At 60.5% G+C, this 24,709-nt stretch carries 27 protein-coding genes and 1 tRNA gene; 20 read left to right on the top strand and 8 right to left on the bottom strand.

Features of this window, described 5'->3' with window-relative positions; genetic code table 11:
• Positions 1-20: 20 nt before the first annotated feature.
• Positions 21-431 (bottom strand): hypothetical protein, encoded by a 411-nt coding sequence (locus ACFQJC_RS10850; protein WP_390223372.1) that lies wholly within the window; start codon positions 429-431, stop codon positions 21-23.
• Between the two features lie 112 nt (positions 432-543).
• Between ACFQJC_RS10850 and ACFQJC_RS10855 the strand changes: the two genes are divergently transcribed.
• The 6 genes from ACFQJC_RS10855 to ACFQJC_RS10880 all read left to right on the top strand — a co-directional run bounded on the left by ACFQJC_RS10855 (position 544) and on the right by ACFQJC_RS10880 (position 6,466).
• On the top strand, positions 544-1,176 hold the full coding sequence (locus tag ACFQJC_RS10855) for a VOC family protein (RefSeq protein ID WP_390223374.1): 633 nt from the start codon (positions 544-546) through the stop codon (positions 1,174-1,176).
• A 105-nt stretch (positions 1,177-1,281) separates the two neighbouring features.
• Positions 1,282-1,767, top strand: a complete 486-nt coding sequence (locus ACFQJC_RS10860) for an Lrp/AsnC family transcriptional regulator (protein ID WP_390223376.1) — start codon at positions 1,282-1,284, stop codon at positions 1,765-1,767.
• The gene (locus tag ACFQJC_RS10865) at positions 1,764-2,912 is read left to right on the top strand and encodes a pyridoxal phosphate-dependent aminotransferase (protein WP_390223378.1); all 1,149 of its coding nucleotides are present in this window, start codon (positions 1,764-1,766) and stop codon (positions 2,910-2,912) included. The genes ACFQJC_RS10860 and ACFQJC_RS10865 overlap by 4 nt, the downstream gene beginning before the upstream one ends.
• 69 nt (positions 2,913-2,981) lie before the next feature.
• Positions 2,982-3,407 (top strand): universal stress protein, encoded by a 426-nt coding sequence (locus ACFQJC_RS10870; RefSeq protein WP_390223380.1) that lies wholly within the window; start codon positions 2,982-2,984, stop codon positions 3,405-3,407.
• 188 nt (positions 3,408-3,595) lie between these two features.
• Positions 3,596-4,303 carry a DUF7504 family protein gene (locus tag ACFQJC_RS10875; protein WP_390223382.1) on the top strand — a complete coding sequence of 236 codons (708 nt, stop codon included), beginning with the start codon at positions 3,596-3,598 and terminating at the stop codon, positions 4,301-4,303.
• A 51-nt stretch (positions 4,304-4,354) separates the two neighbouring features.
• Complete coding sequence (locus ACFQJC_RS10880; protein ID WP_390223384.1) at positions 4,355-6,466, top strand: hypothetical protein; 2,112 nt, start codon at positions 4,355-4,357, stop codon at positions 6,464-6,466.
• Here ACFQJC_RS10880 and ACFQJC_RS10885 read toward each other — a convergent pair whose 3' ends face one another.
• The 4 genes from ACFQJC_RS10885 to guaB all read right to left on the bottom strand — a co-directional run bounded on the left by ACFQJC_RS10885 (position 6,467) and on the right by guaB (position 10,232).
• Positions 6,467-6,607, bottom strand: a complete 141-nt coding sequence (locus ACFQJC_RS10885; protein ID WP_390223386.1) for a DUF7503 family protein — start codon at positions 6,605-6,607, stop codon at positions 6,467-6,469.
• A 182-nt stretch (positions 6,608-6,789) separates the two neighbouring features.
• The gene (locus ACFQJC_RS10890; RefSeq protein ID WP_390223388.1) at positions 6,790-7,380 is read right to left on the bottom strand and encodes a HalX domain-containing protein; all 591 of its coding nucleotides are present in this window, start codon (positions 7,378-7,380) and stop codon (positions 6,790-6,792) included.
• Positions 7,381-7,538: 158 nt separating this feature from the next.
• Entirely contained in the window at positions 7,539-8,612 is a 1,074-nt protein-coding gene (locus ACFQJC_RS10895; protein ID WP_390223390.1) for a TrmB family transcriptional regulator sugar-binding domain-containing protein, read from the bottom strand.
• Between the two features lie 123 nt (positions 8,613-8,735).
• Positions 8,736-10,232: an IMP dehydrogenase gene (guaB, locus tag ACFQJC_RS10900; RefSeq protein ID WP_390223392.1), complete on the bottom strand. Its 1,497-nt coding sequence runs from the start codon at positions 10,230-10,232 to the stop codon at positions 8,736-8,738.
• A 362-nt stretch (positions 10,233-10,594) separates the two neighbouring features.
• On the opposite strand from guaB, the gene ACFQJC_RS18245 reads away from it, so the two are divergent.
• The 5 genes from ACFQJC_RS18245 to ACFQJC_RS10920 all read left to right on the top strand — a co-directional run bounded on the left by ACFQJC_RS18245 (position 10,595) and on the right by ACFQJC_RS10920 (position 12,671).
• Positions 10,595-10,753, top strand: coding sequence for a DUF8099 family protein (locus ACFQJC_RS18245; protein WP_465261523.1), 159 nt, complete (start codon positions 10,595-10,597; stop codon positions 10,751-10,753).
• 84 nt (positions 10,754-10,837) lie between these two features.
• On the top strand, positions 10,838-11,719 hold the full coding sequence (locus ACFQJC_RS10905) for a DUF5794 domain-containing protein (RefSeq protein WP_390225595.1): 882 nt from the start codon (positions 10,838-10,840) through the stop codon (positions 11,717-11,719).
• Between the two features lie 51 nt (positions 11,720-11,770).
• Positions 11,771-12,157, top strand: a complete 387-nt coding sequence (locus ACFQJC_RS10910) for a secondary thiamine-phosphate synthase enzyme YjbQ (RefSeq protein ID WP_390223394.1) — start codon at positions 11,771-11,773, stop codon at positions 12,155-12,157.
• A gap of 57 nt (positions 12,158-12,214) precedes the next feature.
• A complete protein-coding gene (locus tag ACFQJC_RS10915) occupies positions 12,215-12,442 on the top strand; it encodes a DUF5795 family protein (RefSeq protein ID WP_390223396.1) in 228 nt (75 codons plus the stop codon).
• A 51-nt stretch (positions 12,443-12,493) separates the two neighbouring features.
• Positions 12,494-12,671 (top strand) — tRNA-Trp (locus ACFQJC_RS10920).
• A gap of 205 nt (positions 12,672-12,876) precedes the next feature.
• Here ACFQJC_RS10920 and purH read toward each other — a convergent pair.
• Complete coding sequence (purH, locus tag ACFQJC_RS10925; RefSeq protein WP_390223397.1) at positions 12,877-14,454, bottom strand: bifunctional phosphoribosylaminoimidazolecarboxamide formyltransferase/IMP cyclohydrolase; 1,578 nt, start codon at positions 14,452-14,454, stop codon at positions 12,877-12,879.
• Positions 14,455-14,644: 190 nt separating this feature from the next.
• Here purH and purB point away from each other — a divergent pair, with 190 nt between their 5' ends.
• From purB to ACFQJC_RS10955, 6 genes are all read left to right on the top strand, one after another.
• Positions 14,645-16,030, top strand: a complete 1,386-nt coding sequence (purB, locus tag ACFQJC_RS10930; RefSeq protein WP_390223399.1) for an adenylosuccinate lyase — start codon at positions 14,645-14,647, stop codon at positions 16,028-16,030.
• 308 nt (positions 16,031-16,338) lie between these two features.
• A complete protein-coding gene (locus ACFQJC_RS10935) occupies positions 16,339-17,412 on the top strand; it encodes a glucose 1-dehydrogenase (RefSeq protein ID WP_390223401.1) in 1,074 nt (357 codons plus the stop codon).
• On the top strand, positions 17,409-18,044 hold the full coding sequence (gene gfcR / locus ACFQJC_RS10940; protein WP_390223403.1) for a transcriptional regulator GfcR: 636 nt from the start codon (positions 17,409-17,411) through the stop codon (positions 18,042-18,044). The genes ACFQJC_RS10935 and gfcR overlap by 4 nt, the downstream gene beginning before the upstream one ends.
• Positions 18,045-18,095: 51 nt before the next feature.
• Positions 18,096-18,440: a glutaredoxin family protein gene (locus tag ACFQJC_RS10945; RefSeq protein ID WP_390223404.1), complete on the top strand. Its 345-nt coding sequence runs from the start codon at positions 18,096-18,098 to the stop codon at positions 18,438-18,440.
• Positions 18,441-18,586: 146 nt separating this feature from the next.
• Positions 18,587-19,153 (top strand): DUF7110 family protein, encoded by a 567-nt coding sequence (locus ACFQJC_RS10950; RefSeq protein WP_390223406.1) that lies wholly within the window; start codon positions 18,587-18,589, stop codon positions 19,151-19,153.
• Between the two features lie 132 nt (positions 19,154-19,285).
• The gene (locus ACFQJC_RS10955) at positions 19,286-20,257 is read left to right on the top strand and encodes a phosphoadenosine phosphosulfate reductase family protein (RefSeq protein WP_390223408.1); all 972 of its coding nucleotides are present in this window, start codon (positions 19,286-19,288) and stop codon (positions 20,255-20,257) included.
• A gap of 173 nt (positions 20,258-20,430) precedes the next feature.
• Here the strand turns inward: ACFQJC_RS10955 and ACFQJC_RS10960 are convergent, their stop codons facing one another.
• Positions 20,431-21,267 carry an alpha/beta fold hydrolase gene (locus ACFQJC_RS10960; RefSeq protein ID WP_390223410.1) on the bottom strand — a complete coding sequence of 279 codons (837 nt, stop codon included), beginning with the start codon at positions 21,265-21,267 and terminating at the stop codon, positions 20,431-20,433.
• 180 nt (positions 21,268-21,447) lie between these two features.
• Between ACFQJC_RS10960 and ACFQJC_RS10965 the strand changes: the two genes are divergently transcribed.
• Both ACFQJC_RS10965 and ACFQJC_RS10970 read left to right on the top strand, forming a co-directional pair.
• Positions 21,448-22,401 carry a phosphoadenosine phosphosulfate reductase family protein gene (locus ACFQJC_RS10965; RefSeq protein ID WP_390223412.1) on the top strand — a complete coding sequence of 318 codons (954 nt, stop codon included), beginning with the start codon at positions 21,448-21,450 and terminating at the stop codon, positions 22,399-22,401.
• Between the two features lie 183 nt (positions 22,402-22,584).
• A complete protein-coding gene (locus tag ACFQJC_RS10970) occupies positions 22,585-23,295 on the top strand; it encodes a diphthine--ammonia ligase (RefSeq protein ID WP_390223413.1) in 711 nt (236 codons plus the stop codon).
• 35 nt (positions 23,296-23,330) lie between these two features.
• Here the strand turns inward: ACFQJC_RS10970 and ACFQJC_RS10975 are convergent, their stop codons facing one another.
• Positions 23,331-24,296 carry a sugar phosphate nucleotidyltransferase gene (locus tag ACFQJC_RS10975; protein ID WP_390223415.1) on the bottom strand — a complete coding sequence of 322 codons (966 nt, stop codon included), beginning with the start codon at positions 24,294-24,296 and terminating at the stop codon, positions 23,331-23,333.
• A 108-nt stretch (positions 24,297-24,404) separates the two neighbouring features.
• On the opposite strand from ACFQJC_RS10975, the gene ACFQJC_RS10980 reads away from it, so the two are divergent.
• Entirely contained in the window at positions 24,405-24,701 is a 297-nt protein-coding gene (locus ACFQJC_RS10980; RefSeq protein WP_390223417.1) for a transcriptional regulator, read from the top strand.
• Positions 24,702-24,709: the final 8 nt, after the last annotated feature.

A 24,709-nucleotide genomic window follows, 5' to 3' on the forward strand; every position in this document is an offset into this window, starting at 1 on the left:
GTTCGAATTCGGTTCGCTAATTAGCTCTTGATGTCCGCGCGAATCGCGGCGAGTACGCCGAGACTCCCGAAGACGAAGAGCAGTGCCGACCCGAGCGTCGGCGGGTCGGACCAGTCGAACGTCCGGTAGGACGAAAACAGGTACTTGTGCTCGCCCTTCTCGATTCCCTCCGGCGGATACGACGAGTCGTTCGCCCTCACCACGCCCTCGTTGAACCACCCGTTCTTCTCCATGGCGGCATCGACGACTTCGCGCTCCTCGGGTCGGAGTTCGTCGTACTCTAAGGTGAACAACTGCCTCGGGAACTCCTCTACTTCGCGTTCGTACGAGTAGTGGTAATCGTACTCCACGTAGACGATAAACGACAACACGCCGGCGAGAGCGAGCGACCCGCACAAGAAGAATGCGAGGAAGTGTTTCAGTTCCGTCACTTTTGAGCGGTCGAAGGGGCTGTACCTAACTGTTTGGTTCCGGCGGCGTCGTCGTCACCCGATTACACTGATGTCCGCTGAGAGTTATGCGGTTCTGGTTCTAATGACGACCATGACAAACGACGCGTCACCCGACGTTCCGGTCACCGCAGACCTGCCGGACAGTCCGTTCCACACGACCGGCGTGGACCACATCTCGCTCATCGGGAGCAACGTCGAGGACACGATTGGATTCTACCGCGACATCCTCGGGATGCCACTCGTTCTGAAGCAACCGAACCTCGACGCGCCGGACATGTCGCACCTGTTCTTCGATACGGGCGACGGTCGAATGTTGACGTTCTTCGTCGAGGACGAGGGCCACGAATCCCACCGCGGCCCACAGCGCAACGGCATCGGGAGTGTCCACCACCTGGCGTTCCGCTTCGACCCCGAGCGTATCGAGGAGATAAAGGAGGCACTCGACGACGCCGGTCACTTCTTCAACGAGTTCGACCGCGGTATCTTCCACTCGCTGTACACGCAGGACCACAACGGACTCGTCATCGAGCTCGCCACCGACAAGTTCGTCATCCCCGACGACCGTCGGGCCGAAGTGCTCGCCAAGGCACAGGAGATTCGCGTCGAAGCGGGCGCGGAGTACGCGCGCGAAGAAGACCTCGAAGCGGCGCTCGAAGCGCTCGACATCCCGGTCGAACCCGCCAATCTCCCCGACGCGTCGTCGGGCGCGGCCGGACTCGAATAAGACCGGTCTGTCGCGCGAGCCTTCTCTGTCGTCTCGCTCTGACCGTCGCCACCGCGACACTGCCGTGAGGGAAACCATTTTGTTACTGCCAGTAACGCACACCGTATGGACAAGCAGTCACTGCTCGACTCGCTGCGTCACGACGCTCGACAGAGTGTAGACGACATCGCCCGACAACTGGGCGCAGAGAAAGCGGCAGTGGCAGCAGCAATCGCCGAACTCGAAGCCGACGGCGTCATCCACGGCTATCAGGCCGTCGTCGATTGGCGACGCGTCGAACCCGAACGTGTTCGCGCGCAAGTCGAAGTGGACGTCGGACTCGACCGCGAGACTGGCTACGAGGAGATTGCGCGCCGAATCGCGCGATTCCCCGAAGTCTCGACGCTTCGACTCGTCTCTGGCGATTACGACTTCTTCGTCGAAATCGAGGGCGACTCGATGCACGATATCTCGAACTTCATCTCGGAGCGCATCGCGCCGCTTCCCGAGGTCACGAAGACGGTCACGCACTTCGTGATGAACTCCTACAAGGAGGAGGGTATCGAGTTCGGCAACGGCGACGACGACGACCGGCTCTCTGTGTCTCCATGACGCTCGGCGACCACCTCTCCGACCGCGTCCGAGACGTGCCACCGTCCGGCATTCGGCGCTTCTTCGAACTCGCCGAGGAGTTAGACGACGTCATCTCGCTCGGTGTCGGCGAACCGGACTTCTCCGCGCCGTGGGCCGCCCGCACTGCTGCCATCGACTCGCTCGAACGAGGCAAGACTTCGTACACCTCGAACCGGGGACTCCGCGAACTCCGCGAAGCGATTTCAGAGCGCGTCACCCGGTACGACCAATCCTACGACCCGGCGGACGAAATCATCGTCACGACCGGTGCGAGCGAAGCCGTAGACCTCGCGTTCCGCGCGTTCGTTGACGACGGCGACGTGGTTGCGATTCCACAACCGTCGTACATCTCCTACACGCCGGGGGCGATTTTCGCCGGGGGCGAACCACTGCCGGTTCCCACGCGCGCGGAAGACGAGTTCAAACTCACGCCGGAGGCTCTCGAAGCGGCGGGTGCCGACGAGGCGGACGTGCTCGTCCTCTGTTATCCGAACAACCCGACCGGCGCGGTGATGACCGACGGCGAACTCGCCGAAGTCGCCAGTTTCGTCCGCGACAACGACCTCATCGTCCTCTCGGACGAGATTTACGCCGACTTGCGCTACGAAGACAACCACGCCTCTATCGCAACCCACCCGGGCATGCGCGAGCGAACTATCGTGTTCAACGGCTTCTCGAAAGCCTACGCGATGACCGGCCTGCGACTCGGCTACGCCATGGGACCGCCGGACGCCATCGCCGCGATGAACAAGATTCACCAGTACGCGATGCTCTCCGCGCCGACTACCGCGCAGTACGCCGCACTCGAAGCTCTCCGGTCCTGCGACGACTCCGTCGAGGAGATGCGCCGCGAGTACGACCGTCGCCGTCGCTTCGTGCTGGCCCGATTCGAGGAGATGGGCATCGACTGCTTCGAGGCCAAAGGCGCGTTCTACGTCTTCCCCGAAGCCCCCGACGGCGACGACGAAGCCTTCGCCGAGGGTCTCTTGGAAGAACAGAACGTCGCACTCGTTCCGGGGAGCGTCTTCGGAATCGGCGGCGAAGGCCACCTTCGGGTCTCCTACGCGACGGGAATGAAGGAACTGAAAGAAGCGATGGACCGCATCGAAGCCTACATCTCGTAGGTTCTCCACCCGACTCGATTTTTCGACACCTGCGAAGCACTCACACCAGTTGCGTACGAAATGACACGCATGTACGACGAACTACTGCTTCCGGCCGATGGAAGTCCAGCCGTCGAGGCGGCGCTCCCGCACGCGCTCGGACTCGCTGAGTTGTACGACGCGACGATTCACGTCCTCTACGTCGCCGATACCGACCGCGACAGTCTGAGCGTCATCGGCGGTGAAGTGTACGATGCGCTCGAACAGGAGGGTATCAGCGTCGTCGATGAACTCGTCGAGCGAATCGAAGCACGAGGAATCGATTGTATCGGAACCGTCGCACAGGGAGGGCCCAGAGAAGGAATCATCGAATACGTCGAGGAGAACGACATCGACGCGGTCGTGATGGCGACACACGGGCGACACGGTGTCGAACGACTCCTCCTCGGAAGTGTCACAGAACACGTCGTTCGCACGTCGCCTGTACCCGTGTTGACAGTCCGTGTCACAGAATGAACGGTGTTTCAGATACGACACAGATCGTGACTGCAGAATACCAGTGTTCGGGTTGCTGGCGCTAGTCTGCAGTGTCTACTGATTCCCGTGTGATACCACTCGCTGACCATATCTGTGTCAACACTGGACACATTTCGACAGGATAACACGCAAAGTCTTATTAAATATGATTTCGTGGGTAAGGCTGAATGGCTCCGGGAGGTGAAACAGATGTGTCAGTCTCCGACGGAGCTTCGAACTTCCAAGCGGGGTTGGAAGCTCTCAAGCGCCGAGGGAGCGCGCTTCTCGTCGTCGGTTCAGTCCCAACAGAGATGTATTCTCGCGCATCTGCACAGATGCTCGGAGCACCCGACGAGCCTCGACGACGACTCCTCGTCGTCAACAAAACGACCGCTGTCGAGCAACGGCTCGAATCGTCGATTAAACGGTCCGCTGAGTGGACCCGAACCATTCGATACTCGGCGCACGCCCGCAGTTCCGTCGCTGCCAGTTCGTTCTCGTCGCCACTCCCTACGGCGACCGAACGCCACGTCGATGGCGGTCTCGGGAAACTCGGTGCGGAAATTTCGGGCGATATCGAAGATTTCGCCACGCTATCGCAGTGTCTCTCTCCCGCCGAACTTCGCGTCGCCTTCGATTGTCTCCCGTCGCTCCTTTCTGAATACGAACTCAATCAGGTGTTTCGGTTCCTGCACGTCGTCACGAGTCACGTCCGCGCACATCACGGGATGATTCACGTCTGGTCGCCGGGTGACCGAACGTCCGAGGTAAATCGGATGCTCGAACCGCTGTTCGACGCCGTCGTCGAACTTAGCGTCGAAGGTTCGGAACCTCGGCAACGCTGGCATCTCAAGGACGCGAACGTGTCGTCGGGCTGGTTTCCACTGAATCGTTGACAGTCAGGCGACCAATACGCTTTTTATCTCTAATCGTGTCACCTATACACAATGGCACAGTCCGGGCTGAGCGATGAATCTAATGTCCCTCCGGGTCGTGAAGTGGGATTCTCGCTTCCATCAGAGGGGACGGGTCTCATCGTTCGAGACCGCATCGAGCGTCATCAAGTGCGTATTCGGACGCCGGCGACGGTCACTCCGGAACCGGCCGACGAGACTCGGTTTTGGTTTCCGACCGACGCGGCGGTTCGAATCGAGACCGATGAGTTAGAAGTCACCGGGCTGAAAGGTATCGTCGTGCGTGATTTGTTCGGCGAGATGGTCGCTCGGGTGGATGGGGAAACTATTATCGAACTCGGAGCGGGTTCGTACAGTCTTGAATTTTTCACATCTGTGAAGGTGTACGTACAAATTTCGTCGTCAATTCGGATTACGGCGGACTCTACGCGCACGTGCGTTGAGCTTCCAGAACAAGTCCCTATCCATATCGGTGCGCGCTCGTATCACACCGAACCTGCGACGACCATCACGACGACCGACGAACCACGCGACGTAATGAAAGCAGTCTCGGCTTTCGGGTCTGCACTGAAAACGACGAGCGTGGAGCGGTCGTATCCAACACTCCGTGGGCACCCACCACTCCTCGAAGTTGGCGACAACCTGGATATTCCAGACGGGTTCGAACCACCGAACACCGGTCTTCGAATCGTTGTCCCACCGGACCTTCAGTCGATTGTCGTTGTCGCACCGTTGGTGTACTACCTTGGCGCGACACTCGAACCCGGACCACAACCTCGAATTGAGTCTGAGACCGGATTCGTTCATCTGCTCGATGGACCACAAGGTTTCGAGTCAGAGGTCGAACGAGTGCTCAAACAAGTGTTCTTCCTCGATTGTGTAACACGGACTGAAGGCTATTACCGAGTCAATCTTCACGAACGAGAAGCCGTCGAGGAGCGAGCGAACCTCGATTTTGCTTCACTCTATGATGCTAATGCAGGAGAAAGACTCAAAGCGTACCTTTCGGTGCCATTTCACGAAATTTCAGAACTAATGCCTGAATGGACGTTGACGACGCACATCGAGGCACAGCGAGACAATCTCTCGTTGCTTCCGTTCATCGTCAACGATCTCGCCGTTGTCAAGACACCGAATACGACGCGAGTCAGTGCAGACGAGGTACAGGTATCAGCGGTTGATGATTTCCTCCGGGACGAAGAGAGTTTCACGCGGAGCGCAGCATCGTCGCCGTCCGCTCCCGACGCGTACATCAAACCCGCGGAGTCGGAGTCTGCCGACCAAGCATGGGTCGGTGACGGTGCACCAGTAGGTGCGAGCAAACCGACGAGACAAGCGTACGAGAATCGTCTTGCTCGGACCGCGAAAAACGGGTGCATCTCTATCGCAGTAGTCTGCAACGACCCAGAGATGGGTGCAGAAGAGGACCTTCTGGATACCATCTACGGGTCTCGAAGTGAGCTGCCGTTCGAAGTGTCCTACCACAAAGAACTCTCGACAGATGAGCTTCGGACAGTACTCAAAGAACAAAACGACTTCCTGCACTACATCGGTCACATAGACAATGAAGGGCTCCAGTGTACCGATGGGAGATTAGATGCTGAATCGATTGGTGAAATCGGTGCAGAGTCGTTCTTACTGAACGGTTGTAGCTCCTATGAGCAAGGAATGGGACTCATCAATGGGGGTGCGATTGGAGGAATCGTCACCCTCAGTGACGTGATTAACAAGGGTGCTGTGGAAGTTGGCGGTGTTCTCGCCCAACTACTCAATATGGGGTTTCCACTCCAGACCGCACTCAACGTATCACAACGAAACACAGCAACGAGTCAGCAGTACACTATCGTTGGTGATGGCGGAATGTCAATCTCTCAAACTGAGAGTGGAACTGCAATAATTTGCGAAGTTGAGCGGACTTCCGATACATTTGAATTGACATTCAAAACGTATCCCACGATTGAGAGCAGCATGGGTGCGCTGGTCAAACCAGCCGTGGCCGAAAATGGCCAACACTATCTTGTCTCATCAGATGAGGCAGTCTTCGAGGTTGACGAAGCTCAGCTACGTGAGTTTATCAGTCTAGAACAAGTCCCAGTATTCTACAATGGCCAGCTCTTCTGGAACGACGAGTTCCTCGAAGCGTAATTAGGGACCGGAGATGATAGTCGCCATGTTGGCGGACGCGTTCCCTGCCTGCGCGAGCAGGAGGGTCAGGGTGAATAGGACGCCCATCATGCGGGGGTTCTGACGGAGGTACGTAAGCATCGTGTTGCTGTTGTCGGACATGTGCAACTACACCAATGCGCAGTACTGAAATATAATTTTTCGTGTAGTTCTGATAAGAAATTAACTTAATTAACTGACGGTCATCTTGGATATATCTGCCAATCACTCACACGCGTCCGAGATTTCCGAATAGCGGAGTAAAAGAGAGCGAGAAAAGAGGGCAGTCCCGGAACGAATCCAGATTAGTTCTCGTCTGAACTTGCCGAGTTGCCAATGTCTCGGTAGACCGCAGAGATACCGCGCGTCTCGTCGAGCTGGTTCAGCGTCTCGTCGAGCGTCTCGCGGAGTTCGTCGAGGCGGGTGTCGAGAGTGGTGTACTCCTCGTTGTCCTCGAGTGTCGCTTCGTCCTTCTCGGCTTCGAGAAGGGCCTTCTTCGACGCGAGAGAGAACAGCTCTTGGACTCCCGTATCGTAGGTATTTCGCAAGATGAGATTAGAGACAGTCTCGGTCAGCGACTCGCGTGAGACGGGCTTGACGAGGTAGTCGTCGAAGCCCATAGCGATGATGTCGAAGTCCGGTTCGACAGCGGTCACCATCGCAACGCGGCACTCGAAGCCGCGGTTTCGAATCTCAGCGAGCGCTTCGTCACCAGAGAGGTCAGGCATCCGACGGTCGAGAAGTACGACGTTGACTTCGTCGTCGAGGTTGTCGAGCGCCTCTCGGCCTCCGTAGGCGACGCGAACGCGATAGTCGTCCCTAAGCCAGGTTGCGTACAGATCGGCGAGGTCCGGCTCATCTTCAACGATGAGCACAAGCGGCTGATCAGCACTCATTGGTATAGTAGTGGTGTTCCGGGAACACTCACGGAACTGAATGATGTTTGGGGCTATATCAAAATACCCCTTATCGTCTGCGTGTGCCCGGATTGTTTGTTGTTCGTACGACGTATCTAACTCCCGCCTTGTTATAGATTCCGGCGGGGGAAATCGCGTCAAGTTATCGCTTCGATGGTGATTCGATTCGCTTCGATGTCTTCGAGAAGTGCTCCCCAGCCGCCGACAGTGTACGAATCGGTGTCTGTATCGACCGTGAGCGACACTTGACCGGCGAGTTCGGAAAACGAGGGCGTCTTCTTCGGGGCCGAAACCGCCGTATAGTACACGTCCGATAGCGTGCCGTGGATATCGATTGGGTCGTGCGTATCCGTCTCGTAGCCGGAGATGGAGACCGAAACCTCCTCGCCGTTCCGAATACACGGCGAGACGTCCTGGATGAAGTGCCGAATGTCGGTGTAGACGATTGGCGGTGCCTCCGACTGCGTCGAGTAAATCACGTCCCACACCTCCCAGAGCGCCGTCTGGAAGTACCAGTGGAACACGTACGCGAGCGTGTAGTCGTCAACGAGCACGCCGTACGTGTTGACCGAGTTCGCGTGTGGGGCGAAACACGCGCCCGTCCGGTCGGCGATTGCGACGAACGGAGACGGCAACGTTCGCTTTCGAACTTCCGTGACGATGTCTTCGTAGGCTTCTATCTCGGGGAGTTCGAGTTCACACCCTGCCTCCGGGTGTAAGGAGATTTTGACCAACACATCGTTCTCGTGAGCGACAGCGAGCGCCGGTCGGAGTTCTTCGAACTGTTCGGGCGTCACCGACAGTTGCACCTCGTTAGACGCGTCCGTGATGAGTTCCTCAGCGCGGTTGAACACCGTCTCGAACCGTTTGACGATGCTGAGCATGTGCCGGTCAACCGCCGGTTGTTGCCACCGTGCCTCGATTTCCGAGGCGGCCTCGCTGAGTTGTGCTGCTCTGTTTTTCAGGTCGTTCATCACCGTGTGCGGGTCGCGCGCACGGGCGTGCAAGCTGTCTTGTTCGTAAGTCTCGATGTACTCTTTCGCTTCGAGGTCTCTGAGGACGTCGTAGATTCGTGCGGTCGGCACCGCACAGGCATCGGCGAGTTCGGTCGCACTCGCAGCTCCCAACTGTATGAGCGCAACGTATGCTTCTGCCTGATACTGGGACATCCCAGCGTTTCGAAGCGCGGTACGCAACTCCGCGGTATCCATCACTCTGCTAAAGCCACGATATACATCCCTATTAATCACTCTCTTTTTTCGACTACTTGCGTAGTGGTCGAGCAGTTGCTCGCGGGTGAGTCGGAGAAAAGCGGCGAACAGGGTGTCCTGCGGTTATTCCTGCGGGCTGTAGTTCGGTGCCTCGTCGGTAATCATCACGTCGTGCGGGTGTCCTTCTGCTTGTCCCGCCGAGGAGACGCGAACGAAGCGAGCGCGCGCTTTGACGTCCGGAATCGTCTCGGCACCGACGTAGCCCATCCCGGACTGCATGCCACCGACGAGTTGGTGGAGTTCAGACGCGAGCGACCCCTTGTACGGCGTCGCGGCCTCGACGCCCTCTGGGACGTACTCTTCGTCTTCGTTGTCCTCTTTGAGGTAGCGAGAGGCACCGCCGGACTGCATCGCTCCGACCGACCCCATTCCGCGGTACTGCTTGTACTTCTTGCCGTTCATCGTGATGACGCGGCCGGGGGCTTCGTCCGTCCCGGCGAAGTAGGAACCGAGCATCACGGCGTCCGCACCGGCGGCGATTGCCTTGATGGCGTCACCGGAGTAGCGGATGCCACCGTCGGCGATGACGGGGATGTCGTACTCGGAGGCCACGTCCGCCACCTCGGCGACCGCCGAAATCTGCGGCATACCGGACCCGGAGACGACGCGCGTGGTACAGATGGAACCGGGACCGATACCGACTTTGATGCCGTCTGCGAAGTCAACGAGTTCCTCGGCGGCCTCGCGGGTGCCGACGTTACCGACGACGACGTCCGCATCGACGGACTCCTTGATTTCGCGGGCCGTGTCGATGACGTTGAGGTTGTGCGCGTGGGCACAGTCGATGAAGATGACGTCGGCACCGGCGTCGTCCGCCGCTTCGGCGCGGTCGCGGTCGAACGGACCGACGGCGACACCGCAGACGAGACGGCCTTCCTCGTCGCGGGAGGCGTTCTCGTACTCGCGGCGCTGGAGGATTCCCTGCATCGTCACGAGACCGACGAGGTGGCTCTCGTCGTCGATGATGGGGACGCGCTCGATTTTGTGGTCGTACATGAGTTCGAGCGCCTCGCGGGCGGTCACGTCGCGCGTGGCCGTGATGACCTCGTCGGTCATGGCTTCGCGGACTTCGTCGGACTCGCCGACTTCGAGGTACGGGCGGATGTCGGTCCCGGAGATGATGCCGAGAACTGTATCCTCGTCGTCAACGACGGGTGCGCCGGAGACGCCAGCGCGCTCCATCATCGCATCGACCTCGCTGATGGTCTGTTCCGGTTGTGCGGTCACCACGTCTTCGCGGCGGATGACGAGTTCGTCGGCGCGCTTGACGCGCTCGATTTCGTGGACCATCTGCTCGGTGTTCATGTTGCGGTGAAGCACGCCGAGTCCACCTTCGCGGGACATGCCGATTGCCATGCCGCTCTCGGTCACGGTGTCCATCGCCGCGGAGAGAATTGGAATGTTGAGTTCGACGTTCTTCGAGACGCGCGTCGAAACGTCTGCGTCGTCGGGTTCGACACGGCTCTCCATCGGTCGGAGCAGCACGTCGTCGAATGTCAGCGATTCAGGTACCCGAAGTTTTTCGGAAAAGGACTCTCGGTCTGGAACGTCGTTCGCCATATCAAGCGTGGTGTAGGTGACGACAAAAGGGTTGCGAGATAGCACGGGAATGTTGATGTGTGGCAAACTGTTTGTAGAAATAGACACAAAGATGGATACTTTTCGCGGTGAAGACGAGTACGTCTCCGTGACTCCCTAGTCGAGGACCAATCTATCCCGAATAATCACATTAGTCACGAATGTGCATCGTAGAGTCGTAGGCTGTGGCAAGATTTCCCAACGATTCGTCAGCCCTTTTAAAAAGAGCGCCATGGATACTCGTGTTGTATGCGGTCGTATCCCACACAACGTTTAATATCCCAGTCCCAAATCTGTGTTGTATGGACTCCACGTGTCCCGCCGCATCGCGTATTGCCGGTCAGATGACCCACTCCTCCGGCATTCTCTTTACATCGATGTGGCAGACACTTAAACGGGGTTTTAAATTTGGACGAAATGGACGGAATGTACGCCACGCACGTACGCCCCTGTCCGAATTGCGTCCCTATCACCGCTTGGCCGATGGTGACGGCCATCAATAGCATCGAATGAGTGTTTCACGCCACCCAGTCGCCCTTCGTCTCGAGCAGCAGGTCGGTGGTGCCACCCGCCTGCTTGCGACCGTTATGGGCCTTCCGTTGGTCGATGGCATCTTCCCAGCGCTCATCATCGCGGGCGCACTGACTACCGCCGCGGGCGACCCGTCTATCACGGGTATCCTGCAGACCGGCCTGCTCATCTTCGGTGGGTCTGCGACCGTCGCAGTCATCCTCGCCGAGATGGACGGCACCCGCCGCGAGCAACTCACCTCCATCCTCCTCCTCGGTGCGATGCTCATTCCCGTCGCGGTCGCCGAAGCCGCCGTCGCAGAGACCATCGAGACGCTCCTGAACTTCGAGGTGTTCCACCGCTTCGCGGGCCTCGTCATCCTCGCCATCGCCGCGAAGACGGCCTCCTCGAAGGTCGGTGAATACCTCCCGTCGCCGAGCATCATCATCGGGCTGGGACTCGTCGCCAGCTTCAACCCTGCAGGCTTCGAGCTTATCGTCAGCCCCGACCCGATGCGCCTCCTCAGCGCCGGCGCGGCGGCCGGGACGGGCGTCGCGTTCGCCGGGCTGGTCGCCCTGTTCGCCCCACGCCTCCGCGGCACGGTCGATATCGACCTCTTCCGCTTCGGGAGTTCGGTCGCACTCGGCATGCTCGCGCTCGACGTGCTCGGTCTGATGCCCACGCAGGCACCCGTCGCCCTCGGCGTCCTCGGCGTCACCGCCCTGTTCGCCTTCGACCCCGGCGCGGCCAACGAAGGCGCGAACGCCGCTCGCGGCGTGATGTCCGACGCAGACCAGCGCACCGCGATGAACGGTGCTGTCGCCGACGGCGGCGACGACCTGACGGGCGACGAACTCGACGACCAGCAGGCAGACGACGACACGGACTCGCAAGCCTCCGAACCCGAACCGGGTTACGGCTATCCCGGTGAGGAAGAGTCGCGCGCGCCGTGGCTCTGAGCTGAGTCACTTTCTCCGACCCATTTTGGAACTGGCCGACGAACGGTCAGTATGCACCACCCCTTAGACGTTCGAACCGACCGGCGACTCGAAGTCATCGACGTGACCGACCGCGTGCAGCACGCACTTCCCGACGACTACTCCGGCGTCTGCACCGTCTTCTCGAAACACACCACGACGGGCGTCTGCGTCAACGAAGCCGAGTCGCGCTTGCTCTCGGACATCGAGCAGTTGCTCGACGAAGTGGTTCCAGATTCTGGCTGGGAACACGACGAACTGGACGACAACGCCGACTCCCACCTCCGCGCGCTCCTCGTCGGCAACGGCGTGTCGATTCCGGTGGTCGATGGCCAGTTGGACCTCGGGCGTTGGCAATCCATCCTCTTGGTCGAGTGCGACGGCCCCCGGACGCGCACGGTGACGGTGGCGACAGCCTGATGCGGACGCGCTGACCGTGGCGCAGGGCTTACCTACTTTGGGTGATTTCGTCGGAACATGAGCAACCGTGTCGTGCAGGGGCGGATGGTGACTCCCGAGACGCTGGCCGAACTCGTCGAGGGCGAGCGCCCGATGGAAGCCGAACCGATTCAGGACGCAGACTTCGACTGTCCGGAGTGTGGCGAGAACGTCATCCAAGTCGGTTACATGCCGAGTGTGACGGAGTTCGTGACGGCCTACAAGTGCCAAGAGTGCGACTGGGCGGACGACGACCGCGACGAGTAGAATCGAAACCCCTTTAAGAAAAATCGCCATACGAGAGGATGCAGACATTCCGGGGACGTGGCCAAGCCCGGCATGGCGACTGACTCCAGAGGCTTGGCGCCCGGGACGATACTCCAGCTGATATACTGAGCGGCCGACTGATCATCGGTTCGCGTTGACGACCCTCTGGAGTACCGAGGCGCACACCGGAGATATCAGTCGATCGGGGGTTCAAATCCCTCCGTCCCCATTACTTTCTACCCGCGAACAACACGGCGAGCACTGCATGTGCTCGCCATTCGTGAGCGGAGTGTTATCATGCCCGACGGAGGATTTGAACCAAGGAGCAACGCGAAGCGTTGCGACTGAGGTTCAAATCCCGATGACGTCAACAGCGAGACTACAGCACGACTTGCAGAAAGGAAGAGAGCGCTTCAGACACGCTTTCGCTTCGCTCAATCGTGTCTGAAGCACCTACTTCCCGTCATCACCATCGCAATTCCGCGCTCGTTGCAGGCCTCGATGACCTTGTCGTCGTTCACGGAGCCACCGGGTTGGATGACGGCCTCGATGCCCGCGTCGGCGGCTTTCTCGACGCCGTCCGGGAACGGGAAGAAGGCGTCGGAGGCCATAACTGCGCCCTCCGGTCCTTTGCCCTCAGCGTGTTCTTCGGCCTTCATCGCCGCGAGGTGGACCGCATCGACGCGGGAGACTTGGCCCATGCCGACGCCGACCGTCTCGGTACCTTTGGCGAAGAGGATGCCGTTGGATTTGACGTGCTTGAGCACCTTCCACGCGAAGAGCATCGTCTCCAACTGTTCGTCTGTGGGTTCGGTCTCGGTGACGATTTCGAGGTCGTCGAGCGTGGGCACCCACGTGTCGCGCTCCTGGACGAGACGACCGCCGACGAGCGACTTCTCGGTGTAGGTCTCGGTGCGCTCGCCGAGTTCGCCCACATTCAGTACACGAAGATTCTTCTTCTCGGTGAGCACGTCGAGCGCGTCGTCGGTGTAGCCGGGCGCGACGACGACTTCTTTGAACGAGTCGATAATGAGTTCGGCCGTCTCGGCGTCGCACTCGCGGTTGAGCGCGACGATGCCGCCGAAGGCACTCATGGGGTCCGTGGCGAGCGCGTCGGCGTAGGCCTCGGCGAGGGTGTCGGCGGTGGCGCAGCCAGCGGGGTTGGTGTGCTTGATGACCGCGGCGGCGGGTTCGTCGAACTCTTTAATCAAGTTCAGCGCGCCGTCGGCGTCGTTGTAGTTGTTGTACGAGAGTGCCTTCGCGCCCTCGTTGAGCTGTGGTGCGCCGACGACGGACGCCTCGTCGCACGTCTCGTCGATGTAGACGGCGGCGTCCTGATGCGGGTTCTCGCCGTACCGAAGCGTGTCGTAGCGGTCCTCGGAGACGACGCGGCGAGACGGGAGTCCGGCGTCTTCGTCGCCTTCGACCGAGACGCTTCCGTCTTCGACCGTCACGCGCTCTTCGGCGAACCAGCGGACTGCGCGTGGGTAGGCTTTGAACTCGGCGTCGTAGAGGACGCGAGATTTGAGGGCGTCTTCGTCGTCACCCTCGTAGACGGGGACGGCCTCTTGGGTCACGATTGGGCCGGCATCGACTTCCTCGTTGACGACGTGGACCGTACAGCCGGTCGTCTTCACGCCCGCGTCGAGGACCTGTTCGTGGGCGTCCATGCCGGGGAACGCGGGCAGAAGCGACGGGTGGACGTTGAGCGTCGTCGGCGCGCCGTCGAGGAACGTCGAGGTGAGCACGCGCATGTAGCCGTCGAGACAGACGATGTCGAAGTCGAAATCCTCCAAGGCGTCGAGGATGCGCTCTTCGTGGGATTCGCGTGACTCGTCGTCGCCGCGCTCGACGACGACCGTCGGGATGTCGCGTTCGGCGGCCGAGTCGAGAACGGGCGCGTCAGCGTGGTTCGAGACGACGACGCCGAGTTCGGCTCCACCCGGAGCGCGGTCGGCGATGTTGAGCAGGTTTCGTCCACGGTTGCTCGCAAGACCGGCGATGATGACCATATGCACTGAGCGTGCGGCATTCCTCAAAGTGGTTGCGGTCCTCGGAGGCCAAACTATACTCGATTGTGTGTATTTACTGGATTCGGTAATCGAATTTGGGGCGAATGAAAGCACGTTTGTGTATAGAAATTGGATTCGAGTCGGAGCCGAACCCCCGGCGTTTAACCCGTGTGACCGAGAGCACTCAGCCATGACCGACGCTACTCGAAGTAATCCGCTCTATGCGGTGTCGCCACTCGACGGGCGATACGCGTCTCGGACCGCGCCGCTGTCGCCGCACGTGAGCGAGGCCGCGCTCATGCGCGCTCGCGTGCAGGTCGAAGTCGAATACCTGCTCGCGCTGGCCGACCTCGATGCGACGCCGCTCTCGTTTTCCGACGACGAACGCGCCGACCTCAGAGCACTCTACGAGGAGTTCGACGCCGACGACGCCGACCTCGTCAAACGCCTCGAAGTCGAGGGCGCGGAAGGCTACACTGCGACGAATCACGACGTGAAGGCCGTCGAGTACTTCATCCGCACCGAGACCGAGGAGTCGGTCCACCCGTGGATTCACTTCGGACTCACCTCCGAGGACGTGAACAACCTCTCGCACCGCCTGATGGTCAAGGGGGCAGTCGAAGACGTGTTAGTCCCCGAGTTGCGGGCGATGCGCGACGAACTCGTCGAACTCGCACAGGAGTATCGAGGCGTGCCGATGCTCGCGCGCACCCACGGCCAACCCGCGACGCCGACGACCTTCGGAAAGGAGGTCGCCGTCTACGCCGCTCGTCTCGGGCGCACGCTCGCTCGCGTCGAGCGCGCCGCCGACTCGCTCGCTGGCAAGCTCGCGGGGGCATCCGGAACCTACGCCGCCCACGTCGCCGCCTATCCCGACGTTGACTGGCGCGCGTTCTCCCGCGAGTTCGTCACGTTGCTCGGTCTCGACCACACCGCGCTGGCGACGCAAGTCAACCCCTGTGACGACTTCGCCGCCCTCTTCGACGCCTTCCGCGGCGTCAACAACGTCGTCATCGACCTCGACCTCGACATGTGGCTCTACATCTCCGACCGCTATCTCGGCCAGGAGACCGTCGAAGGTGAGACCGGTTCCTCGACGATGCCGCACAAGGTCAACCCCATCGACTTCGAGAACTCCGAGGGCAACCTCTCGAAGGCCAACTCTGACCTGACGTTCCTCGCCGACTACGTGACCACCTCCCGTCTCCAGCGCGACCTCTCTGATTCGACGGTCAAGCGCAACATCGGCGCGGCGTTCGCCCACTGTCTCATCGGCTACGGCAAGACGCAGAAAGGACTCGGGAAAGTCGTCCCGAACGAGCACGTCATGCGCGAGGAACTCGACGCGACGCCCGCGATTATCGGCGAAGCGGTCCAGACGATTCTCCGCCGCGAGGGCGACACGCAGGCCTACGAGCGCGTCAAGAAACTCACTCGCGGCCGCGAGGTGACACTGGAAGACTTCTACGACCTCTTCGAATCGCTCGACGTGGACGACGAGACGCGCGAGGAGTTACTCTCCCTGACGCCAGCGACGTACGTCGGACTCGCGGACGAACTCGTCGGCGACCTGTAAAACGAACGCGACACACTCAGCTTCGATTTTCTCGACGGTCAGTTGGTCAGAAGCGACGGCTCAGCACTGTAGAAGCGACGGCTGAGGAGTGTTATGGGGCATCACCCGGTGGCTGACAGGCACGGTGGAACGTCAGCCGAGGGTGAGTGGGCACGGGTCGGTGAACGCGTACAATCGGGCTGGACTGGTGTTCCGCGCGAGGCGGTGCGTCATTGGGCTGGTCATGCAGACGCGGGGCGCTCACCGTGGTGAAATTATTTACTCGTCGTAGAATAAGTCTTTTGGTGGGGTGGTGCGTCTGGGGGAACATGCAAGCAATCGCTGTCAAGCGAGGGGAAGACAAACCGGTCATCATCGAAAAGCCCAGACCGGAGCCTGAGCCGGGTGAGGCGCTCGTTCGGACGCTTCGCGTCGGCGTCGATGGCACCGACCACGAGGTCATCGCCGGTGGCCACGGCGGGTTCCCCGAGGGAGAAGACCACCTCGTTCTCGGCCACGAGGCAGTCGGCATCGTCGTAGACCCGAACGGAACGCATCTCGAAGAGGGCGACATCGTCGTCCCGACAGTCCGCCGCCCGCCAGCGGATGGAACCAACGAGTACTTCGAGCGAGGCGAACCCGACATGGCCCCCGACGGGATGTACGTCGAGCGCGGCATCGTCGGGGCCCACGGCTATATGTCCGACTTCTTCACCTCTCCTGCGGAGTACCTCGTCCGCATCCCGGAGTCGCAGGCCGACCTCGGTTTTCTCATCGAACCCATCTCTATCACCGAAAAGGCGCTCGAACTCGCCTACGCGAGTCGGTCGTCGTTCGACTGGGACCCGACCAGCGCGCTCGTCCTCGGCAACGGCAGTCTGGGTCTCCTGACGCTCGCCATGCTCAAAGCCGACGACAAGGGCTACGAGAACCTCTACTGTCTCGGCCGCCGTGACCGGCCCGACCCGACTATCGACATCATCGAAAAGCTCGGCGCGACGTACGTCGATTCGCGGAAGACGCCGGTCGATGAGATTCCCGACGAGCACGAGTACATCGACCTCGTCTACGAAGCGACGGGCTTCCCGAAACACCCGTTCCAATCCGTACAGGCGCTCGCACCGAACGGCGTGGGTGCCTTGCTCGGTGTCCCGACCGACTGGGAGTTCGAAGTCGATGCCGGCGCGTTCCACCGCGAGATGGTGCTCCACAACAAGGCGCTCGTCGGCAGCGTCAACTCGCACGTTCGGCACTTCGAGAAGGCGACCGTCTCGTTCACCAAGCTTCCCCAGTGGTTCCGCGAAGACCTCGTCACCGGCATCTACGACCTCGACGACTTCGAGGCGGCATTCATCGACGACGACACGACTATAAAAACGGCCATCGAATTCGGTACTATATGAAGAACGTCGATGACCTCATCGCCAGCGCGGCCGAACTCGCAGACCGAGGGCTCTCGAAAGGCGAAATCGCCGACGAGTTGAACGTCTCGCGCGAAACCGCCAGTTGGCTGGTCGAACGAAGCGGCGCGGCCACCAAGCCCGAAACGCCGGCAGTAGAGCCCGACGGACCCGACGACATCCACGTCGATTGGAACGCCATCGGAAGCGGCGGCAAGCGACTCACGTACATCGGTCGCGCGCTCGCCGACCTCCTGACGGAGACGAACGACCCCGCGGAGGTCACCATCGGTATCGAGAAGGCGGGCGTCCCCCTCGCAACCGCCGTCTCGCGCGAACTCGAAACCTCGCTCGGGTCGTACGCCCCGGCGAAGCATCAGTGGGAAGAAGGCGACATCGACGACCTCGGTGGCGGCTTCTCCCGAAACTTCGCGCACGTCTCGGGCAAGCGCTGTTTCATCGTTGACGACACGGTGACGAGCGGAACGACGCTCAAAGAGACCATCGAGGCGATTCACGCGGAAGGCGGCGACCCCGTCGCCTGTGTCGTCATCGTCGATAAACAGGGCGTCGAGGAAATCGACGGCGTCCCCGTCTACTCGCTCATCAACGTCGTCCGCGTCGGCGAACAGTAACGAAAGGCGGCGGACGCAACCCCTTTGTCGGCCGGGGCGTAATGTGCGGTTATGACGTTTACACCCGAGCAGCTCGACGCCGAAGAAGTCGATGCCCGTGTCGAAGAAGCCCTTGAGAACAACCACGTCGTCCTCTTTATGAAGGGCAACCGTCTCATGCCCCAGTGCGGCTACTCCGCGAAGGCGCTCGAACTCATCTCGCAGTACGAAGACGAGTTCGAGACGGTGGACGTCCTTCCCGCCCTCCCGCAGTTCCGCGCCTCGCTCAACGAAGTCAGCGGCTGGGAGACGATTCCGCAGACGTTCGTCGATGGCGAGTTCATCGGCGGCAGCGACATCCTCGCCGAACTCGACGAACGCGGCGAACTCGAATCGGCACTGGCGGGCGACGCCTGAGGTTCGCTAGTTTCCATTGACATTTTCTGTCTGTTGACTGACTCGAAGAGTAGGCCATATAAGGCTTCGAACCCTACATGCACACAGGTATCGCCAAAACCGCGTGCGCGCCCGCACCGTGACGCTCGACGATACCGAAGCCAACAATGTCAGGCCGCGTATATCGACTCCATTCGACGTTGGAATTGCCACTCGAAGACGTACTTGATTACTTCGAGAATAATCCCGAACTCCCACCGGAGGTTGAGGATGTGGACATCACGCGCCGTAACAACACGCTCATCATCAAGGCCGTCTCTGCTGACGACAACCTCAGCAAGTACACACCGACGGCCCAACTGAAGGCGAGTGTGACGGAAAACCGGGTGTACGAAGAAGAACCGCCACGCGCAGGGGCACCGAACTGGGGCCGCGAGGAAGAAGAAGAGATTCCCTCGGAACTCGTCGAGTTCGCCTGTTTCAAAGGCGACCTCGAGACGGTGCTTCAGAACACCGCACTCCAGTACCCGATGTTCCTCGTCCTCCGCGAGGTGGCACTGCGCTCCGAGAAAGGGACGCTGACCGCCATCACCGAGGACGACGGCGACCTTCACGCAACCCGCATCGTAGAAGGTGAACGCCGCGCCGCATCCGTCGAGGTCGTTGAGAACCCACAGCAGAACGGGTCCAGCGACACCGGCATCAACTGGCGCGACAACAAGTTCATCTCCTGAATCTCCCATACTTCCGGTCTCCACGCTTCGCGTGGCGCGCGCACATTTTTGTCGTGTCCCGTGGTAGCAATGCGCAGTGCCATCCTCGGCCAAAAATCATTTACACGTCCTAATTATATGTAATTACGAGTCATGTCGCAAGCCTTCCCAGACTACCTCGACGTCGATTATACCGACGGTGAGGGCGAGACCCCGGAAGACTACCCAGCCATCGAGGACAAAATCGAGAAAGCAATCGAGGTCACGAAAGAAGGCCTCGAACAGTACGAGAACCCCGCGGTCATGTGGACCGGCGGAAAAGACTCGACGCTGACGCTCTACTTCATCAAAGAGGTCGCCGAGAAGTTCGACCTCGAGATGCCGCCGACGGTCTTCATCGACCACTACCAGCACTTCGACGAGATTATCGACTTCGTGAAGTTCTGGGCCGACGAGTGGGACCTCGAAGTCATCTGGGCACGCAACGAGGACGTCGGCGAGTACGTCGATGAGCACGGACTCGAACCCGGCGACGACATCGACATCTCCCAACTCTCGGAGCACAACCAGCACCACGTCCGCGAGATTCTCGAATACGAGGACGAGACGTTCCCGTTCCTCCTCGACACCTACGTCGGCAACCACCTCCTGAAGACGGTCGCACTTAACGACACGCTCGAATCGTACGACATCGACGGCGTCATCTCGGGCATTCGCTGGGACGAACAGGAGTCCCGCGCCGACGAGACGTTCTTCAGTCCGCGTCACGACCCGGACATCTACCCGCCGCACGACCGCATTCAGCCCATCCTTCAGTTCGAAGAGCGCGCGGTCTGGGACGCCTTCTGGCACTTCGCCATCCCGGACACCGTCGAGAACTACCCCGACGACGGCTACGTCCCCGAGAGCGCCGACGACCTCCCCGAAGGCGTCGAGCAATCCGACATCCCCGTCTCGCCCAAGTACTTCGCTGGATTCCGCAGCCTCGGCAGCGAAGTCTCGACGGACAAGTCCGCAGCGGAACCGGCATGGTTGCAGGACATGGAGAACACGACCGAGCGCGCAGGCCGCGCACAGGACAAAGAGGACCTGATGGAACGCCTGCGTGACCTCGGCTACATGTAACGACTTTTTTCGGACTCGGGTCGCACTCCGTGCGACCACTCACCCGAAAAACCTCGACTAAAAAGACGCCGAGTGACTCGCTTCGCTCGCACTCGGTACAACGTCTCTCTTCGACGCTGTCGAATTCCTACTCGCGTGAGAGAAGTAGCGTGCCAAACCCAGCAGAATCGTCCCTACCGATGGTCGGCGCGCTCGTCGAAAACCGCACCACTCGACTCCTGAACGAACGAGACCACGGTATCGACGAAGATGCCGGGTACCGTGTTCATAGCGACGTGTCCCTGTCCCTCGAAGGTGACAACCCGACTGTTCGGCAGTGCGTCGGCGAGTATCTTCGCCGCCTCGTCGGCCCACTCGAAGCTCTCGCCACCGACCAGTAGGAGCGTCGGCGTCGTCATCTCCGCGAACTGCGTCGAATCGAACTCGAACTCGGCGGGTGCCCGCTCTTCACGAGGGATGATACGAGCCATCTCGACACGGTCCGGCCAGCTCGGTGCCTCTCGAAGCGACTCCAACTCCTCCGGCTTCAGTTCGACGTACTCGGCGAGATACAGAACGAGCGCCTGTTCGACGTCGCCGGCGGCGATGAGCGCTTCCATCTCGGCGAGGAGGTCCTCGGCGTACAGATACGGGCCGACGACCCCCCACGGGGTTGGCGCTTCGTAGAGGATGAGCGTACTGAGATTCGCAGTTCGAAGGGACGCACCGAGGGCGCAGAGGGCACCTTGAGAGTGACCAAGGAGATTCACCGGTTCGTCTATCGAATCGACGACCGCAACCACGTCATCGAACTCTCGTTCCAGCGAATACCGTTCTGCGTCTCCGCTCTCCCCATAGCCTCGGCGGTCCATCGCGTACACGGTGAAGTACTGGGCGAGAGTGGGCCGAACGTCTGCTAACTCCCATCGCGTGTGGTCGCTGGTCGTCGCATGCACGAGCACGAGCGGTGGCCCGCTACCCGTCCGTTCGTACGCGATTGGCGTGCCGTCCGACGATGTGACAGTCTCCATGATACCTCACTGATAGAAGAGAGGCTACCAAGGTATGTTAGCATTTCCCGCACTTTCGAACAGGGGCGTTCGATACAGTGTTCTCTGTTCTTGTTCTTCAGCGCCTAACGCCCGATAGGTGTCGTCTAACGCGGCGTTAGCCCGAAAACATAGATAACGTCTCCCGACCATGCGTGTTGCATGGCTCACACGTTCCCAGAGTATCTCACTCTGGATTACACCGAGGGACGAGACGAGACCGCAGCAGCGTACCCGACCCTCGAAGACAAATTAGAGAAGGCGGCGATGGTCACCAAGACCGCCCTCGAGCAGTACGAACGCCCCGCAATCATGTGGACCGGCGGGAAGGACTCCACCGTCGTCCTCTACGTCGTCCGCGAAGTCGCCGCCGACATGGGCGTCGAAGTCCCGCCCGTGGTGTTCATCGACCACTTCGAGCACTTCGACGAGACCGAGCAGTTCGTCTACGACTGGGCCGACCGCTGGGACCTCGACCTCATCGTCGCCCGCAACGAGGACTTCGCCGGTCGCGGCATGGCCCCGGGCGACGAAATCGCCGTCGCCGAACTGAGTGAACACACCCAGAAGGAACTCGCCCGCCTCGGCTACGAGAAGGAGACGTTCGTCCTCGACGCCGACACCTTCGAAGGAAACCACCTGCTGAAGACCGTCGCGCTCAACGAGGTCATCTCCGAACACGGCTTCGACGGCATCTTCTCCGGCGTTCGCTGGGACGAACAGGAGTCCCGCGCCGACGAGACGTTCTTCAGCCCCCGCCACGAGTCCGAGAAGTACCCGCCACACGACCGCGTCCACTCCATCCTCCAGTTCACCGAGGCCGACATCTGGGGCGCGTTCTGGAACTACATCGTCCCCGACAGCGTTCCGGGCTTCCCCGTCGGACACGTCCCCGAAAGCACGGCCGACCTCCCTGAAGGCGTCGAACCATCCGACCTCCCCGTCTCGCCCAAGTACTTCGAGGGCTACCGCTCGCTCGGTACCGAATCCGGCTCTGCGAAGTCCGACGACCGACCCGCGTGGGTCCAAGACCTCGCCGCGAGCAAGGAACGCGCAGGCCGCGCACAGGACAAAGAGGACCTGATGGGCCGCCTCCGCGACTTGGGTTATATGTAAAAGACCGACTTTTTTCGGACTCGGGTCGCACTCCGTGCGACCGCTCATCCGAAAAACCTCGACTAAAAAGAGTCCGAGCGACTCGCTTCGCTCGCGCTCGGTGCAGTTACAGCGGGTTCCGCACCCCTCTGCAACGCACCTCCACACCGTAGCGCCTATCTCTCTTTGTTCGCTACCGACCCCATGGAAGACGAATGGGTTAGTCTCTTTTCCGGGGGCAAAGACTCCTCGTGGGCGCTCTACCAAGCCCTCGAACGCGGTCTGAACGTCACCCGCCTCCTCACCGTCCACCCGAGCGACGACTCCTACATGTACCACGTCCCGGCGACGGAACTCACCGGGCTGGCCGCCGAGAGCCTCGGTATCGAACTCATCGACGTACATCCCGGCGACCTCGAAGCCTCGACAGCGGCAGATTCGGGCGAACAGGGCGACGCCGAACTCGAACCCCTCGAAGCGGCACTCACCGACCTCCAGTCCGAAATCGACATCGCGGGCGTCACCGCCGGTGCAATCGAGAGCGAGTTCCAGACCAACCGGATTCAGGGCATGTGCGACCGGCTCGGCATCGACCTCTTCGCCCCGCTCTGGCAGGAGAACCCCCGAGAACTCGGCGATGCGATGCTCGACGCTGGCTTCGAAATCGCAATCATCCAAGTCGCCGCCCACGGTCTCGACGAGTCGTGGCTCGGCCGCACCCTCGACGCCGAGGCGCTGGACGAGTTAGAACAACTCAACGACGAGTACGGCGTCCACATCTTGGGCGAAGGCGGCGAGTTCGAGACGCTCGTCACCGACGGCCCACACATGGACCGCCCAATCGAACTCGAATACGAGACGGAGTGGGAGGGAACCCACGGCCGACTCGTGATTACGGACGCCTATCTCGGGTAATCGAGCGCGTCAAAAATAGGGATTCGAGCGAGAACTTACTCTTTCGTCAAGCGCGAGTGCGCGCCGATGAGCGCGTTCGAGAGGTCGAGATTCTCGATGGTCGTCTCCTCGTCGACGATAGACTGCTTCAGTTCGGCGTCGCGGATGACGGCGCCGGGGAACACCACCGACTCTTCGAGCGAGGAGCCTTCCACCACGGCGTCTCTCATGATGTGGACGTTGGTGCCGAGTTCGGTGTCCGTCACCGTCGCCGACTCGTGGACGAAGTTCTCGCCGCCGAGGTACCACGCGACTGCGTCGAGGTAGCTCTGGGGCGTGCCGATATCGAACCACGCGCCGTCGAAGGTGAAGGCGAACACGTCGCCGTTCTGCTGGAGCCACTGCATGAACCAACCCGGTTCGTCGGGGTTGTTGTCGCTCGCCAGGTACTCGTCGAACTTCGGCAGGTCGTCGGCCGGGATGGCGTAGCACGCGATGGAGACGAGCGTACTCTTCGGGTTGTCCGGTTTCTCTTGGAAGTTGACGACGCGGTCGCCGTCGAGTTCCACCAACCCGTACGACTTGGCTCGGTCGAGGTCTTTCACGTCGTAGGCGGCGAGACACGGCGACTCCTTCTCGTAGAAGAAATCGACGAAGTCCGCGACGTCGAAGCTGATGAGGTTGTCACCGGCGATGACGACGAGGTCCTCGGTGACGTTTTCGCGGTCGATGAGCTGGGCGAGCGCGCCGACCACGCCGAACTTCTCGTCCTCCTCGCTCGTATCTTCGACAGAGAGCGTCGGCTTTTCGAACGACGATTCCGCGATGTAGTTCTCGAACGACTCGGCGAAGCGCTCGTTCGTGCTTACGAACACCTCCGAGACCCGGTCGTCGGCCTCGAGGTCCTCGAAAATCGTGTCGATGACCGTCTGCTCACCGACCGGCAGAAACATCTTCGGCCGGTACTTCGTAATCGGCCACATTCGTGTCGCATACCCACCAGCAAGGACAACTGCTTTCATACGTTGAAATCAGGCTACGGGGGCAAGGCCTTTTCCCCACATATCTCGATAGCTGACACTTTCTGAATGCGGCGGAACAGATTTTCCTTCGCGCTTCGAAGAGCGGGTATGAGTGACACAGAGGCCGACACGACTACCCGCCAGCAGATTGCTGATGCGCTCCGCGCGGACCCCGCGACAGCCTCGGACCTCTCGACCACCGTCGGCGTGTCCGTCTCGTCCGTCTACCGCCACCTCCAGCACGTCGCACAGTCGGTTCACGGTAACGGCGAGCAGTTCCTCGTCGCGCCGCCGGAGTGCCGAAACTGCGGCTTTAGCGCCTTCGACGACCCGGTGAACTACCCCTCGCGGTGTCCGGAGTGTCGAAGCGAAGGCATCGAAGAAGCGGTGTTCAAAATCGAGTAACTTGACGA

The organism is Haloferax namakaokahaiae (assembly GCF_042663225.1).
Classification (GTDB): domain Archaea; phylum Halobacteriota; class Halobacteria; order Halobacteriales; family Haloferacaceae; genus Haloferax; species Haloferax namakaokahaiae.